Source organism: Pseudoalteromonas sp. DL2-H2.2 (assembly GCF_021532535.1).
GTDB classification, from domain to species: Bacteria; Pseudomonadota; Gammaproteobacteria; order Enterobacterales; family Alteromonadaceae; genus Pseudoalteromonas; species Pseudoalteromonas rubra_A.
The window spans coordinates 414,659-431,303 of sequence record NZ_JAKGBD010000002.1 but is presented as its reverse complement, the minus strand read 5'-3'; the positions used below and the strand labels follow the sequence as shown (position 1 = coordinate 431,303).

At 51.0% G+C, this 16,645-nt stretch carries 11 protein-coding genes; 6 read left to right on the top strand and 5 right to left on the bottom strand.

Translation table 11 applies throughout. The features are described 5' to 3' along the window. Nucleotides 1–3 precede the first annotated feature (3 nt). Nucleotides 4–1,182: a DcaP family trimeric outer membrane transporter gene (locus L1285_RS04590; protein WP_235411152.1), complete on the bottom strand. Its 1,179-nt coding sequence runs from the start codon at nucleotides 1,180–1,182 to the stop codon at nucleotides 4–6. Between the two features lie 311 nt (nucleotides 1,183–1,493). On the opposite strand from L1285_RS04590, the gene acs reads away from it, so the two are divergent. Continuing rightward, nucleotides 1,494–3,431 (top strand): acetate--CoA ligase, encoded by a 1,938-nt coding sequence (gene acs, locus L1285_RS04585; RefSeq protein WP_235411151.1) that lies wholly within the window; start codon nucleotides 1,494–1,496, stop codon nucleotides 3,429–3,431. An 86-nt stretch (nucleotides 3,432–3,517) separates the two neighbouring features. Then, nucleotides 3,518–4,171, top strand: a complete 654-nt coding sequence (locus tag L1285_RS04580) for a response regulator transcription factor (protein ID WP_054014446.1) — start codon at nucleotides 3,518–3,520, stop codon at nucleotides 4,169–4,171. A gap of 59 nt (nucleotides 4,172–4,230) precedes the next feature. Here L1285_RS04580 and purU read toward each other — a convergent pair whose 3' ends face one another. Next, nucleotides 4,231–5,061, bottom strand: a complete 831-nt coding sequence (gene purU, locus L1285_RS04575) for a formyltetrahydrofolate deformylase (RefSeq protein ID WP_235411150.1) — start codon at nucleotides 5,059–5,061, stop codon at nucleotides 4,231–4,233. A gap of 264 nt (nucleotides 5,062–5,325) precedes the next feature. On the opposite strand from purU, the gene L1285_RS04570 reads away from it, so the two are divergent. Together L1285_RS04570 and L1285_RS04565 are read left to right on the top strand one after the other, a co-directional pair. Next, a complete protein-coding gene (locus L1285_RS04570; RefSeq protein WP_235411149.1) occupies nucleotides 5,326–8,889 on the top strand; it encodes an amino acid adenylation domain-containing protein in 3,564 nt (1,187 codons plus the stop codon). A gap of 65 nt (nucleotides 8,890–8,954) precedes the next feature. Then, entirely contained in the window at nucleotides 8,955–9,446 is a 492-nt protein-coding gene (locus L1285_RS04565) for a DUF1579 domain-containing protein (RefSeq protein WP_235411148.1), read from the top strand. A 67-nt stretch (nucleotides 9,447–9,513) separates the two neighbouring features. Here the strand turns inward: L1285_RS04565 and L1285_RS04560 are convergent, their stop codons facing one another. From L1285_RS04560 to L1285_RS04550, 3 genes are all read right to left on the bottom strand, one after another. Beyond that, the gene (locus L1285_RS04560) at nucleotides 9,514–10,938 is read right to left on the bottom strand and encodes a hypothetical protein (RefSeq protein ID WP_235411147.1); all 1,425 of its coding nucleotides are present in this window, start codon (nucleotides 10,936–10,938) and stop codon (nucleotides 9,514–9,516) included. Between the two features lie 220 nt (nucleotides 10,939–11,158). Next, nucleotides 11,159–12,052: a GTP cyclohydrolase FolE2 gene (gene folE2, locus L1285_RS04555; RefSeq protein WP_235411146.1), complete on the bottom strand. Its 894-nt coding sequence runs from the start codon at nucleotides 12,050–12,052 to the stop codon at nucleotides 11,159–11,161. A 16-nt stretch (nucleotides 12,053–12,068) separates the two neighbouring features. Then, a complete protein-coding gene (locus tag L1285_RS04550) occupies nucleotides 12,069–13,400 on the bottom strand; it encodes a dihydroorotase (protein ID WP_235411145.1) in 1,332 nt (443 codons plus the stop codon). A gap of 197 nt (nucleotides 13,401–13,597) precedes the next feature. On the opposite strand from L1285_RS04550, the gene L1285_RS04545 reads away from it, so the two are divergent. Next, nucleotides 13,598–15,751 (top strand): M3 family metallopeptidase, encoded by a 2,154-nt coding sequence (locus L1285_RS04545; protein ID WP_235411144.1) that lies wholly within the window; start codon nucleotides 13,598–13,600, stop codon nucleotides 15,749–15,751. Nucleotides 15,752–15,871: 120 nt separating this feature from the next. Further along, entirely contained in the window at nucleotides 15,872–16,546 is a 675-nt protein-coding gene (locus tag L1285_RS04540; protein WP_235411143.1) for a DUF1826 domain-containing protein, read from the top strand. Nucleotides 16,547–16,645 lie beyond the last annotated feature (99 nt).

Here is a 16,645-nt window from a genome sequence, read left to right as displayed (position 1 = left end):
AGCTTAAAAAACATATTTCACGGAGAACTGGAGCCGGTCCAGATCGCCTTGCGCACCGCTTTCTGTTTCGCGCTTTGCAATCTTATATTCCGCACCAAAGGTGAGCTTTTTCACCGGAGAGTAGAGAATATTGGCACTATAGCTGGTCGTTGACTCGGTAGGGTCGACCGTGACGCCGAGCAAGTTTTTGTCGTTATCAGCCGAGAAGAATGAATACAGGAAGGTTGAGCGCCATTGTGAGTTCCAGTAGTGCTGGTAAGCAACAAAGCCCGAGGTCGAATCAATCGCATGCAGGTCTTTGCCGTCATAGACTGCGCCATGGGCCGCATTGAGGCCGACATAGCGACCCAGTCCCTGACCCTGGGTCAGCATAAACTTCAGGTTGTTATCACCAAAATTCACCCGACCAGACGCACTTAGCCCAAATGAGGTTTCGCTCTCATCTGCCGTTGCAACTTTATAGGTTAGCTCGCGGCCTAACGCCGCAACCACCAGGTGACCCCAGTCCGCTTTATAGGTATAACGGGCGGTAAAGTCGGGCATAGTGGCATCATCGGTGACAACGCGCGCGCCACCTTCCGAGGTCACGGTGCTTTCCGGGTTCTCCACAGAAAAAGACCAGTTGCCTATGGTGTACTTGGCCATGGCCTGGCGCACGAACACAGTACCATCTGCCGGACCAACAAAGTCGAGGGTTTCCGGCAGTGCACTAACATTCTGGAAGTTAGACCAGGCCTGACCAAACAACCAGCCTTTATAGGTGACATAGGCCTGGCGGATCCTGGGTGAATAAGAGTTGGTCACCCGCTCGTTACCCCCTGCTGAAGCGATAAAGTCCAGTTCAATTTTGGTTTTAATGCTGCTGCCATCATCCAGCTTAGTATCTGTGGCAAGGTTGAAGCGAGACTGACGCGCGTGCATATCAAAAACGGCATCTTTGGGCTCGCCACCACTTACCGGAGTGGTGCCTGGCACATAGAAATCCCGGCCAATGTGCTGAGAGGGCAGGCTGCCATCAGAAAAGTCACTCCAGATAGCGTCTAATTTAATGTATCCACCATATTTTACCTCGGTATTGCCCAGCTCAGCGGCGTTAACACTGGATATAAGCAGGCCGCTGAGTAGTGCACTTTGCACGGCCAGGGCGCTGAGCGTTAAATGATTTTTTCTTGCTGTTGTCATAGTTGAATTCCTGTTTGCATTGCTCCGGGTTGCGCAGACAAACTCCGGGTGAGATCAGCGAAAGTGCCTCTTACTCCTCAATGTTGTTGATGGCGGCTTTTTACTCAATTAACCTTTGGTCTATACGACTAAGGTGGAATAGCACAAAAAAGTACCGCAGATTGCACGTCGCAGACCCGCAGCAGTGCCCGGCTCGTCTACTATGTTTGCAATACAGGTGCAAGTACAACTAAGGTCTAATACTTAATATAAAAAGAGTGGGCGATCCTTGGTGCATCGCCGTCTGGCCAAAAATCAACATGGAGATGACTATGTCACAGAGCATTTATCCGGTTCCTGAAGCCATCAGGAGCGCAGCGCTGGTAGATAACGATCAATATACAAAACTATACCAACAATCCATTGACGATCCTCAGGCATTCTGGGCAGAGCACGGTAAGCGCCTTGACTGGTTTACCCCCTACAGCAAAGTAAAAAACACCTCGTTTGACAAAGGCCATATCAGTATTAAATGGTATGAAGACGGTGTACTTAACGCCTCTTATAACTGTATTGACCGCCACCTCAACGATAACGCAGACAAAGTCGCGCTGATCTGGGAAGGTGACGACCCAACACAAAGCGAGCATATCAGCTTTCAGAAGCTTCACGATGAAGTGGCTAAACTAGCCAATGGCCTGAAAAAATTGGGCGTTAAAAAAGGTGACCGTGTTGCCATCTATATGCCAATGACCCCTCAGGCGATTTACGCCATGCAGGCGTGCGCCCGTATCGGTGCCGTGCACTCAGTTGTGTTTGGTGGCTTTTCACCGTCAGCCATTGCGGATCGGATCAAAGACTCAGGCGCCAAAGTGGTGATCACCTCTGATGAAGGCCGTCGCGGCGGTAACTGTGTGCCTCTCAAAGCTAATGTCGATGAGGCGGTCAGTCAGGATGGCGTCAGCATTGAGCATGTGATTGTGCATCAGCTCACCGGTGGTGAAGTTGAATGGCAGGCACACGATGTCTGGTGGCATGAGCTGGTGGCGGATGTCGCCAGTGAGTGTGAACCAGAGCGGATGAACGCCGAAGATCCTTTGTTTATCCTTTACACGTCTGGCTCAACCGGCCAACCAAAAGGGGTCGTACATACCACTGGCGGTTATCTGGTGTATTCCTCCATGACGCACGAGTATGTCTTTGATGTCAAAGCCGATGATGTTTACTGGTGTACCGCTGATGTGGGTTGGATCACCGGTCACAGCTACATGGCCTATGGCCCGCTGGTGAATGGTTGTACTCAGGTGATTTTTGAAGGGATCCCGACTTACCCAAGCTCCGGTCGCATCGGTGAAGTGGTGGATAAACACAATGTCACTATTTTATATACTGCCCCGACAGCTATCCGTGCCCTGATGGCCAAAGGCGATGAGCCAGTAGCCAGCTCGAAGCGCACCAGCTTGCGGATCATGGGCTCGGTCGGTGAGCCAATCAACCCGGAAGCCTGGAGCTGGTATTACGAGAAAATTGGTAACAGCCAGTGCCCCATCGTAGATACCTGGTGGCAGACTGAAACCGGCGGCATCATGATCACGCCATTGCCGGGGGCGACGGATATGAAACCGGGCTCGGCGACCCGTCCTTTCTTTGGTGTTGCACCGGCCTTGTTCGACGCAGAGGGCAATACGCTCGAGGGTGCAGCTGAAGGTAATCTGGTGATCCTCGATAGCTGGCCATCTCAGGCACGTACGGTTTATGGTGATCACGAGCGCTTTGAACAGACATACTTCTCAGCCTATCCGGGCGTGTACTTTACCGGTGACGGGTGTCGTCGTGATGAAGATGGTTATTACTGGATCACGGGTCGTGTGGATGATGTGCTGAATGTCTCGGGGCACCGTTTAGGCACCGCTGAGATTGAAAGCGCACTGGTAGCACATGAAGCCGTTGCAGAGGCCGCCGTAGTGGGTTATCCGCACGATATTAAAGGGCAGGGCATTTATGTGTATGTGACACCGAACGAAGGCGTTGCAGTCACAGACGAGTTGACAAAAGAAGTGCGTAACTGGGTACGTAAAGAGCTCAGCCCAATTGCTTCACCGGATATGATCCAGTGGTCACCAGGTCTGCCGAAAACGCGTTCCGGTAAAATCATGCGCCGTATTTTGCGTAAAATTGCCGCCAATGAGTATCAGCAACTGGGTGATACCTCGACTTTAGCGGACCCAAGTGTGGTCGATGAATTGATCGAAAACAGACTAAACCGTTAATTGAGCGTTAATCGCTTGAATTATGACAAAATATTGACCTACTATATCGGCTGTCGACATGACAGCCGATTTTTTAGGAGCCAAGCATGAACCAGTTTTTAATTGCGGACGATCACCCTTTGTTTCGCGAAGCATTAAAAGGGGCACTGCAAAACCAGTTTGACGGGTTGGAGATCTTTGAATCTGAAAACTTTGAGCAAACCTTGCAACAATTATCCGAACAGGACGAGCTGGATCTGCTGTTGTTGGATTTACATATGCCGGGGAATGGCGATTTATACGGCCTGATCCGCATTCGTGAAGATTATCCGAGTTTACCCATAGTAGTGGTCTCGGGCAGTGAAGACCTGAATGTCATTTCTAAAGTGATGGGCTATGGGGCCATGGGCTTTATTCCTAAGGCGTCTTCATCAAAGGAGATTGTCGAGGCACTCAATCAGGTGCTTGAGGGAGATGTCTGGTTGCCAGCCAGCCTTAAAGATCAGATTGCTGAACTCGACGGAGAAGATAAGCAGCTGGCGCAGCAAATCGCATCATTAACGCCACAGCAATACAAGGTATTGCAATATCTGCACGAAGGGTTACTCAACAAGCAAATTGCTTACGAACTGAATATTTCAGAGGCCACGGTCAAGGCACACATTACGGCGATATTCCGAAAACTGGGGGTCTACAACCGCACTCAGGCGGTATTGATTGCCGCTAAGCTACAACTGGAACCCCTCGACAGCCAGAGCTAATAGCCATGTTGTGATAAGAAGAGCGCCAGCACAAAGATGCTGGCGTTTTTGTTATTACGCTAGGCAAAAACCACGGTTTTATTGCCATTAATAAACAGCTTATGTTCCGCGGCCAGTTGAATGGCTTTGCAGAACACCACTTTTTCAATATCCCGGCCCATTTTCGCCATGGCCTCGGCGCTATCGGCATGACTCACCTGAGTGACGTCCTGCATGATGATCGGACCTTCGTCTAATTCGTCGTTGACGAAGTGTGCCGTAGCACCAATGATTTTTACCCCGCGCTCAAACGCCTGGTGGTAGGGTTTTGCCCCAATAAAGGCGGGCAAAAACGAGTGGTGAATATTAATGATCTGATTGCTAAAACGGGCAACAAACTGTGGGCTGAGCACCCGCATATATTTGGCCAGGCCGATAAAGTCGGGCTGGTATTGCTCAATGACCTGAGCCATGGCATCGTCATGCTGTTCACGTGTCAGCCTCTGGTGTGATACCAGATGAAACGGCACGCCAAAGCCTTCTACCAGCGGTTTTAGCGTATCGTAGTTGGCCACCACCGCCTGAATTTCAACGTTAAAGGCATTTTCGTATTGTTTTAGCAGCATACCACCCAGGCAGTGGGCTTCTTTGGTGGCAAGCAGCACCACTTTGGTTTTTTCATTGCCATGTAAATGCACTTGTGCACCGTCTGGCAGAGCACTGCGTAGTTGCGGTAAAAACTGCTCACCGACTTCACCGGTCAGCTCAGTGCGCATAAAAAAGCGCTCACCTGCTTTGTCCACAAATTCATTGTTGCGCACAATGTTCAGGTTGTGCTCGTAACATAGTCCGGTAACCTTGGCGATCAATCCCACATCATCACGACACTGGGTTGTTAAAACAATACTCATATCCTCATTCCACGTGTACTTTTTATTAATTATCCACCTTACTCCGCTGGGCGTAAAAAACAACCAGACAAAAGTCCGCTGTGGTTGCTAGCGTCTTGGTGTTAATCAATGTTAATGTGAGTGTTGATTTTATATGTATAAATAAGGGCGGTTCGCGCGGCCTGCCGTCATATCAAACACCTATTAGGTCGCTAAGCTGACCTGACTCATTCAGTGTCCGATTAAATATCGACCAGCCTGATAATAACAACAAAGGAAATAATTATGAGCCACGCACCGGACTCGTTCGCCTCACCTACGCAAATGCATTCGCAAGGTATAAGCACAACGAATGATGTGCAGCCTGAGCACGATTCAGTCTTCGCTTCATTTACCGCCCGGGTACAAACCCACCCTAACAAAACTGCCCTCATCGATGACACTCAGGAAATAAGTTATCAGCGATTATTGCATCGTGCAGAGGCAATTGCCGCTAAACTGGCAAACAGCGGCATTGTGCCCGGTGCATTAGTAGGTGTGTGTATGGAGCGCAGCTGGGAGCTGGTGGCCACTTTGCTCGGAGTGCTCAGAGCGGGTTGCGCTTACATGCCGCTGGATCCGGCTTATCCGCGTGCCCGGATTGACTATATGCTGGCGCACAGCAAAGCTGCGGCGGTGATTGTCGATGGCAGTGCGTCGGCCGAGTTATGTCAAAGAGTCAGCACGCAAATTTTGCTGGCCGACATAAACGATGAGCCATTGCCTCTGTCAGCGCCTGAATGTGATCCACAAGCACTGGCTTATGTGATTTACACCTCGGGGTCGACAGGTGAGCCAAAAGGGGTGGCGGTCACACAAAGCAATGTTCTGGCGATGTGCACGGCCATGGGCGAGTTACTTTGTGAGGAAGAGCTGAGCGGTGTGCTGGCCGCCACCTCGGTGTGTTTTGACCCATCCGTGATGGAAATCATCGGCACACTGTTGCTCGGTGGTACGGTGGTGCTGGCAAAAAACATTCTGGTATTACCTGATTTACAGCGCATAGATAAGGTCAGAACCTGTATTGCTGTGCCTTCAGCCATCCGGGCCATACTCAGTGGCTATACCCTGCCCAAAACGTTGCGTTGTGTGATTTTTGGTGGCGAGGTACTCAGTCCTGCATTGGTTAAACAAGTGTATCGTCAGCAGCCTGGCCTGCGGGTGATCAATGTCTATGGTCCAACCGAAGACACGGTATTTTCGACCGCTGCACAACTGCATCCAGACATGGCTGAAATCACCATTGGTAAGCCTGTGGCAAATACCCGCGCTTACGTGCTGGATAAAGACCTGCAGCCGGTTGCCGGGGGCGAGGCGGGCGAGCTTTACCTTGCAGGAGACAAGCTGGCGGCGGGTTACCTGTTTGATAAACCGCGCACAGATGCGCGCTTTGTTATCCCAGCACCAGACAGTGGCATTGAAGAGTCGCGCTTATATAAAACCGGTGATGTGTGTCAGTGGACCAAACATGGTGAATTGCGCTTTTTATCTCGCGTGGATCAGCAGGTTAAAATCCGTGGTTTTCGCATTGAGCTGGAGGAAATTGAAACGGTGCTATGTACTATGCCGGGGATCGCAGCGGCCGCTGTGACCGTGTTGGAGGGAGAAAGCCGGCAGGCCAGATTACAAGCTTGTGTTGTCTGTCAGCAAGGGGAAGTACTCAGCCCGGATGTGATTTTATCCTTTGTGGCCCGTCATCTGCCAAATCATATGGTTCCAAATAATGTCAGCTTTGTTGATGCATTACCTTATCTGCCCAACGGCAAGCTGGATCGCAGCCGTTTACCCGATATATCGGAGGTTCGAGAACCGCGGGAGTCATGCAACACTGGCGATTCTGAACAGGCAGCAATAGAGATGATCTGTGATGAGCTGAGCACTTTGCTCGGCCACACCGGTGATGCTGTGTTGTCGCAAACCTTTGAGCAGGCAGGGCTGGACTCATTAACGACGCTGGAGTTGAGTAATCGTCTGAGCAATGTACTGAATGTGACTTGCTCCGTGCAGGCAATTTATGAGTTTAATACGCCTCAGCACCTGGCTCAGCATCTGCTGAGTTTAAGCGCTGGTAGATCATTAACGGCCCAGCAGAGCCCGCTTCGCGATACGCTCAAAGAGCTGCAATTTCAATTGCGCGCCAGTCATCCCCCTTTTGCTTTGGCCAAGGCACCGTCCTGGTCGGCCGCGGACAAAAGCATGCTAGTTCAGGCCGCCACTCAGATGGTGAGTGAGCGTCGCGCTAATCCGTATAGTAAGGTGCTGCGCACTGGAAGTGGTACGCGCGGTACGGTCGCTGATGCCCGGCATAGCGATGCGCGTGAGGCGATTATCTGGACCACCAATTTATACCTGGGGCTAAATCGGGATGCTGCGGTCATTGACGCTGCACATCAGGCCGTGACTGAGTTTGGCACTGGCATGGGTACCTCTGCGGCGGCGTCTGGGTTAACGGATCTGCATGTGGCGTTTGAGCAAGAGTTTGCTAGCCTGGTGGGCAAGCCCGCCGCCTGTTTGTTTCCAACGGGCTATACCGCCAACGTCGGTGCGGTAGCGGGATTATTGGGTGAAAACGATGTGGTGGTCATCGATCAGCTATGCCATGCCTCCATCGTTGATGGCGCACGGTTATGCGGTGCTAAAGTACGCACCTTTAAACACAATGACGTTAACGATCTGGCCTCAGTGCTCGAGACTGAGACCTCTCCCTATCGCACCGTATTGGTGGTTATCGAAGGTGTGTACAGCATGGGGGAGGGCGCCGCGCCTGTGGCCGAGATCGTTCGCACGGCTAAACGTTATCAGGCACTGGTACTGGTTGATGAAGCGCATTCCTTTGGGTTTTATGGTGAGCGTGGCGCCGGGATCTGCGCTGAGCAGGGAGTAAGCGAGGAGGTTGACTTTATCATGACCACACTGAGCAAATCGCTCGGCAGTCTGGGTGGTGTGATTGCGACCAGTGCGGAGTATGTTGAGCTGTTAAAGGCCTCGTCCAGGGCTTATATCTTTCAGGCTTCAGTAAGTCCGGCAGACATTGCCGCGGCGCTTGCGGCACTGCAGCGGCTCCGTGAGGATGACTCACTGCGTGAACGGTTGTGGGACACCGCCCGCTATATGCGGGCCCAATTCAGTGCTGCCGGGTTTGATTTAGGCAGCGGGGATGGGCCCATTGTGACCCCACATTTTGGCGACAAAGACAGGCTGTATGCAATCGTGCAGCGTTTGTTTGAAAAGGGCATTCAGGCCTCAGCCGTGACTTATCCGATAGTCGAAACCGGCCGCGGGCGGTTGCGCTTTATCTGCTCAGCCGCGCACACCAAAATTGATGTGGATGCGACACTGGTGGCGCTGCAAGACGCCGTACAAGAGGTGGATGCCGTGTTGAGCAGGCCCTCGACACCTGAATCAAAGCATTCGGTTGAGGCTACTAAACTGGATAACTGGTGGGCTGAATTTTTAGCCTACCTGCAAAGGTGGCAAAAGGCGCAGCCCGGTAAGGTGGCAGATTTACAACTGGAGATCAGCACACCGAGCAGCAGACATACGCTGACTTTGTTGCAGGGCACTGTTAGCACGGACAGTAAAGTCAGGGCGCAGTTACCCGTATGCCGTATACATCTTATAACACCTGAGGCGGTCGCTGCTCTGGTCTGCGCAGATGTGCAGCAGGTGTTATATTGCATATGTGACGGTGAATGCGAGTTGAGTGGTCAGAGCGAAGTATTCAGCTGGCTTATGGGCCGTTTACTGGCATTTGCCGCCGAGCCTAAATCAGTCACTGTGATGTCTGAAAATGTCGAGATTTCGTTATAAATACACTGTTTACTTATACAGCACCACTGCTAGAGTAGTGTGTGATTAAGATAATGAAATAAGGGATGATGATGCTTCAAACCAACGCACCCGGCGCACCCGGCGACTTCGATTTTATGATTGGCCAGTGGTCGGTACAGCACCGCCGTCTGAAGGACATACTCAATGGCGGCGATGAGTGGATAGAGTTCAAAGGGGAGTCATCAACGCTCAACACGCTGGGCGGATTTGGCAACGTGGAAGACAACCACCTGCATTTTCCAGAGGGCTCGGTGCGGGCAAAGGCCATTCGTTCATATAACGAGCGCACCGGTCAGTGGTCAATCTGGTGGCTGGATGGGCGCAACCCAGGGGTGATGGATACGCCTGTGGTGGGGGAGTTTCAAGATGGCGTAGGGCGCTTTTATGCCGACGAGGAGTATCACGGCGAAGCCATTAAAGTGCGCTTTATCTGGGATGCCACTAACCCGGAACAACCGACCTGGGCACAGGCTTTTTCCAAAGATGGTGGTGAAAGCTGGGAAACCAACTGGGAAATGAGATTTACCCGCCTCTAACAATTAAATGTACTAGCTCAGACTGACCTGACAGTTACCCGTTTTTCAATCGGTGACTGTCAGCCTGTCATTTTGCTGGTAGATTGTCGGAAGTGTGCTCTGCAACCGCTTGCTGGTACCGTGAAGGATAGCCACGGCGTTCAATCAGTGCCTGCAATGCTTCTGGTGATGTTAGCTGGTGCTTTTTTGGTGTTTCAATTTCACTGTGGTGAAACACCCTGAACTGGTTGGTGCTGAAGGTGCTAAAATACGGTTCAAAATTATCCCGGATCTGTTCCAACTGGGCTGCTTGTCGCTCAGCGGTTCGTGTCTTCCCTTCCTCAAGTTTGTCTGCCAAGTCATCCAGCATACTTGCTTTATTATTGCTCCGTTCCTTATCCCACTCCAGCCACAACGCCGTGCGTTCCTGTGCAGGCTGTTGCCGCAACAGGTCAGCCGCCTGATTGAGCTGTTTGGCACCGTGTTGATTGTAAAACGACAACATGCTGTTGAGTAAGCTAGTGCGACTGACTTCGCTGTCAACTTTGGCGGTATAAAAGTAATAGAGCTCATTGTCGCTGCGCTCATCATGTGAATAAAACTCGGTAAACTGATATAGATCTGACTGCTCACCAAACAAAGCAAAAACCGCCTGGGTATCTTCGGCTTGTTGTGTTAACAATGACATCAGCGACTCGCGCTGATTATCTTCGATCAGCGCCGCCATATCGACCATACCACGCGTTGTGGCGTAGTCACTGGTGGCTATTCTCTCCTGCAATAGCTTAAGTTCATCTGCCGACAATGTCTGCGCCGCTTTGCCCAGTTGCGTGACCATCTGACCACCAAGGCGCTGGTGATGCAGGTAGCCTTCGTGTGCATTGTAAGACCCTGGTTTCTGACGCCGTGGCTCATCTGCGCTATAACCTGCCTTTGATGCTAGTGAATAGCGCCCATCCTGCCATCTTGCCCAGGTTTCCTGAGCACCTTTGTCAATTAACTGGGCATTGATCTCAAGGATCGTAATGCGTTTTTCTTCCGACAGAGTCGATAAATCATGAAGATAGTCTGAGACCACACCATAATCGGTTTGGTACTGAACCCTTTGTTGTTCGCTGAGTTCAAAAGCACTGTCTACCAGCATTTCAACATGCGCCGTATCCAGCGACTGTGTCATCGTTAAAAAGGACTCATCTACTGCAATAAAACGCAGCTTTTCCTGATGGTGAGTAGACAATTGGTTAAACACCGCCATAAATTGCTCTACCTGCTCCGGCGAGTTCAATTCACTGTATGCTATTACTTCGCCCTGCTCGTTGAGTTGTGCCTTCTGCAACAAGCTTGTATCTAACAAGACCTGCTGCGGCTTTTGCATTAAAGGGTGTGCATTCCCCGTGATGTTTGCATGCCAGTCAGACGTAGATGAAGGGTCAGAGGGCGTTAACGCATCGGCTTGTGGCTGCACTGGGGTGGGCGACAGCACAGGCTGAGCGCCATAGTTGGTCACTTTCATATCATTCCTTGTTTATCACATTACTCCTATAATAACGGCAGCATGCAGCATTTTATAAGCCCAAAGTGCTATTTTTAATGTTTTCAAGCGAGCTGAGCTCTAAACGGGAGCGGATATCTATTCTGAGTATCGATACAGGGTTCAGAAGGGGATAGGTGAACACGCTCTGTAGCATTGGAAAAACACCCAGGCAACCCGCTGCCTGGGTGTGTCGCTTTCCTTAAGATTTTCGGTCGTAAACGACCGCATTGTGGGCATGCAGACTTTCCTGATGCTCCACTTTAAACTGGTATTCCGTCACCTCTGAAATGGACTCCAGCGTTGCTTTAATACGCCTTGCCGCGTCTTCACAAAACATCAGGTTTTTCGCGTTCAGTGCGGCAAATGCCTGCTCATCTTCACGCTTAACCGCCGTTTGTACTGGTGTTGCCATCGTTTCTTCAAACAGTGCAAGCCAGTGCGCCAGATCCGGCAAGTGACCGCCAGCCAGATCGGCTTCGATATAGGCATAAGAGCGCTGGCTGTGTGGTGTTGCGACAGAGCCGTGCGGTCCTTTCAGCCATGCCAGCAGCTGAGCTTTATCTATATTGTCATGACCGGCAAATTGCTGTGCCACTGTCTCGCTTAGTAACTGGCGAGACAAAGCCGCTGAACAAGGGCAGGTACTGCTGTAGGTAATGGTGCTGATAAGTTTGCAGTGGGTTTTGCCTTCAAGGTGCTCACAATGTAATTCTATCGGATAGGCATTGTAGCCGCTGTAGCTGCTTTTCAGAGCGGGTCTGTTTAGTGGTAGCTCAAACTTCAACACCAACTTGGCAGACTGACTGAGACCCTGTTGAGACGCGACTATCTCTTTGAGTACCTTATCGAGCTGTGCGAAAGTGAGTTCTGTCCCCACCAATGCTTCGTTAGCAAGCAGGTAAAGACGTGACATATGGATACCTTTTGCACCTGTATCCAGGCTGACAAAAACGTCCATAAGCGTGTTGATGTTGACGCTAATCTGATCGCAGCGCACCTGCATGGGTAGGGCAATTTTTTCCATCCCAACCCACTTTAATGGGCTCTGGCTGTCTGGCTCAAAATGGCTCGCAATATCGGGGAGTTGCATCATAAGTTATGAGTCTCACTTAACGGTTAAAACGTAATGCCTGCGCGGCATTGTGATGTGTGTTGACCTTGTCACCATCAAACACCATGTCACCATTAACGAAGGTCGCACGGATCTGATGAGAGAAAGTGGTGTTATGAAACGGGCTCCACTTACACAGGTAACGGGTTTGTTCGTGTTGTACGTGGGTTGAGCGAGTTGGATCAATTAAAACCAGATCGGCAAAATACCCTTCTCTGAGGAAACCTCGCTTGTTGATGGCAAAGCGGGTTGCAACATTGTGTGCGGTTTTCTCGACCACCTGTTCAAGCGTCATTGCGCCGCGCTTAACCTGCTCTAACAGGGTCAGTAAGGCATGTTCAACCAGTGGCAGGCCTGCCGGGGCTTGCGGATAGGGCACGTTTTTCTCTTGCCAGGTATGCGGGGCGTGATCGGTGGCAATGATATCAATGCGGCCGTCATGCAGGGCTTTTAGCAACGCAAGCCGGTCTGATTCGGCTTTAATGGCCGGGTTACATTTGATGAGGTTGCCCAGGGCCGGATAATCTTGTTCGTTAAACCACAAATGATGAACACAGGCCTCGGCCGTGATGTGCTTTTCAGCCAAAGGGGCGCTACTGAATAAGCTCAGCTCTTTTGCTGTGGTTAAATGCAGTACGTGCAGCTGGGTACGGTATTTTTTAGCAAGCGCCACGGCATAAGAAGACGACTGATAGCAGGCTTCGTCATCGCGGATCATCGGGTGATGAATGATTTGCGGTGTGCCGTATTGTTGCTCAATGCGTGCGTTATTTTGCTGGATCACTGAACCTTGCTCACAGTGCGTCGCAATCAGTGTGGGACACTCTCTGAAAATTGCATCCAGGGCTGCGGGGTGCTCAACCAGTAAATCGCCGGTTGAGGCACCCATAAACACTTTAACCCCGCACACGGATTGTGGGTCAACGGCTTTGATTTCATCTAAGTTATCGGGCGTAGCACCGAGGTAAAAGGCATAGTTTGCGACTGAATCTCGCTGTGCAATGGCTTGTTTGTCTGCGAGGGCCTGGCGGGTCGTTGTGGAAGGGGAGACATTGGGCATTTCCATAAAACTGGTGATCCCGCCGGCAACGGCGGCCGCTGATTCGCTGGCAATGGAGCCTTTATGCGTAAGGCCCGGTTCTCTGAAATGTACCTGGTCGTCTATCATACCGGGCAGTAGCCACATGCCCTGAGCATCAATAACTTCTTCACTGGGTTTGGCGGATAAGTCCGGGCCAATTTCAGCAATAACCTGGTTTTCAATTCTGAGATCTGAAATGTAAAGCTTACCTTCATTCACTAAGGTGGCGTGTTTTATTAAGCGTGCCATTGGTATCCTGATTAATTATACAGATAAACAAAAACTTAAGGCTGCTGCGCTGGGCCACGACGCGGGCCCAATTGATATTTCGCGCTTTTCATTGCGTACCCAACTCACATATGGGTCTGTTTAGCGCAACAAAGATTGTTGATTGTTTTGTTATATTATAACATATCTGTTCTATTTTACAGATGAGAGAAACAACGATGAAAAAGTTGCTAGCACTGGCGGTGAGTTCCGCCTTACTTGTAACGGCCTGCACGGGTGGGGGGAGTACTTCAGGCTTGCAAAAAGGCGCAGCCTCTGCGACGGTAACTGAAGGCAACCCACTACTGGTATCGAGCACATTGCAATATCAATCACCGGATTTTAATACCATCAGCGACGCACACTTCGCGCCGGCATTTGAACAGGGCATGGCTGAGCAAATGACTGAAGTGAATGCGATTATCAGCCAAGCTGATCCTGCCAGTTTTAGTAATACCATTGTTGCGCTGGAGCGAAGTGGTGAATTACTAAAGCGGACCCAGGCGATATTCTTTAACCTGTCAGGCACCGACTCTAATCCAGAGCGCCGGGCACTGCAGTCTGAACTGGCGCCCAAACTGGCTGGTCACTACGATAACATCTACCTGAATAAAGCTTTGTACGAGCGCGTGGCCCAAGTTTACGGACAGCGTAATGCGCTTAATCTCAGCGCAGAAGAAAAACGCCTGACGGAAGTCTATTACAAGCAATTTGTCAGAGCGGGTGCCAAGCTGACGGACGCGCAACAAACAGAGATCCGTGAGATCAATGCGGCTTTGTCGTCGTTGACCACGCAGTTCTCGCAGCATCTGCTGGCACTGTCTAAGAGCAATGTGGTACTGGTTGAAGACAAAGCAAAACTGGCAGGCCTGACAGATGCACATATCGCGCAGCTGGCACAAGCGGCTGAACAAGCCGGGCATCCGGGGCAGTATCTGATCAAAATTACCAATACCACGCGACAGCCTATTCTGGCTAAGCTCGAAGACCGTCAGTTACGTGAGCAAGTATGGCGCGCATCTGCTTATCGTGGTTTAAAAGGTGACAACAACAATCGTGAAATTGTCGCCCAGCTGGCACAGCTCAGAGCAAAAAAGGCGGCGCTACTAGGCTATGAGAGCTGGGCGCATTATGGCCTGGATGAGCAAATGGCCAAAACACCCACCGCAGTGTATGACATGTTTGCCAGCATGGTGCCTGCGCTGTTGAAAAACGTTGAAGCCGAAGCCCAGGCCATCAAAGACAAAATTCGCGCCACGGACGGCGACTTTGAACTGCAGGCCTGGGACTGGTTGTACTATGCCGACAAGGTTCGCCAGGATAAGTTCGACCTGGATGAGTCACAGGTTAAAGCCTACTTTGAATTTAATCGCGTACTGGAAGATGGCCTGTTTTTTACCATGGAGCGCTTGTATGGCGTAACCTTCAAGCCACGTAATGACATCCCGGTTTACCACCCGGATGTGAAAGCCTATGAAGTCTTTGATGCCGATGGCACCAGCCTGGCACTGTTTATGGCCGACTACTTTGCGCGTGACGGTAAGCGCGGTGGCGCCTGGATGAGCTCGTTTGTACAACAATCCGGTCTGGACAAACAACGCCCGGTTGTTATCAATGTGATGAACATTGAAAAAGCCCCTGAAGGCCAGCCAACATTACTGAGTTACTCCGAAGCGACGACTATGTTCCACGAATTGGGTCATGGCCTGCACGGCATGCTGTCTCAGGTAACTTACCGGAGCTTAGCGGGGACGTCTGTATCCCGTGATTTTGTGGAGTTCCCGTCAACGTTTGAAGAAGACTGGGCAATTCATCCGGAAGTTATCCAGAACTATGCCAAACATTACCAAACCGGAGAAGCGATCCCACAGGCCCTGCTGAACAAAGTCATTGCCAGCCGCAGTTTCAATATGGGCTTTGATACACTGGAATATGTAGCGGCAGCGCTGCTGGATATGGAGTGGCACGCACTGGCGGCGGACGCGCCTTTGCAGGATCTGGTGGAGTTTGAACAAGCTGCGCTGAGCAAGCACGGTGTGAACATCGATTATGTACCACCCAGATATAAATCGGCCTACTTTGCGCACTCAATGGGGGGCGGCTACTCCGCAGGTTACTATGCCTACATGTGGAGTGAGATCCTGGCGGCTGATGCCTTTGCCTATGTGCAGTCACAGGGTGGGCTCAATCGTAAGATTGGTACGCACTATCGTAAGAATATTCTTGAAGTGGGTAACTCCCGCGACCTGATGGAATCTTACAAAGCCTTCCGTGGCGCAGAGCCAACTACCGAAGCGCTGCTTAAGCGCCGCGGACTCAACGTAGCACCATAACTCCAACGCCTAAAGGACTGCCATCAGGCAGTCCTTGTCCAGCTTATATTATTTAGATATGTTATACTGTAACTTTTGTTGTGAGTAGCGACCAATCAGGCGCAGATGTAGGAGAAGACCATGACTAATGCTTTAGCCGCCAATGACAATCCAGCAATCCCGGCCAATCGGTTTGCAGCCATATCCTCTGAGCCGAACATTCTGACGGATATCTATCGCGAAGAAATCAACCTGAGCGTCTGGCAATGTACGCTGAGCCAAGCACTTAATTCAGAAGTGGCGGATCTATTGAATACTGCCAGCGAGTTGCAGCTGTCGATTGCCCTGACGCCCGAGCAAACGATAGATGAGCTGCACGGCGCATCAGCTTTGCTCGCCGATAAGCCAGCGCTGTGCGCTCACCTGGCAATGCTGGTGGATATGTTCTGTACGTTGTTTGAACTCAAGCGTGCAGGGCTCAGGCTCACCCTACTCAATAAAGCCATGTGTCCTAAATTCCATGTTGATCACATCCCTTGTCGGCTGGTGAGTACGCTCGGTGGCGTGGCCTCTCAGTGGCTACCCCACGACAAAGTGGATCGCAGCAAACTGGGGTTGGGCAGCAAAGGCAAAAAAGACCACGAATCGGGTATTTACACCTGTCAGTCGGACATTCAGCAACTCAATACCGGCGATGTTGCCCTGTTAAAAGGCTCCGGCTGGCTTGGCAATGAACAAGGCGCACTGGTACATCGTTCTCCGGCACCCGCAGCGGGTGAAACACGCCTGTTGCTTACCCTGGACTTTATTGACTGAAGAGCTAGTCAGGGGGTGTGACAGTCTTAACGCACTGGATTATAGTCGAGCGTATGTCAGGCAATGACTGCCTTGTAGGTGGCTGGAGAGTAAAATAAG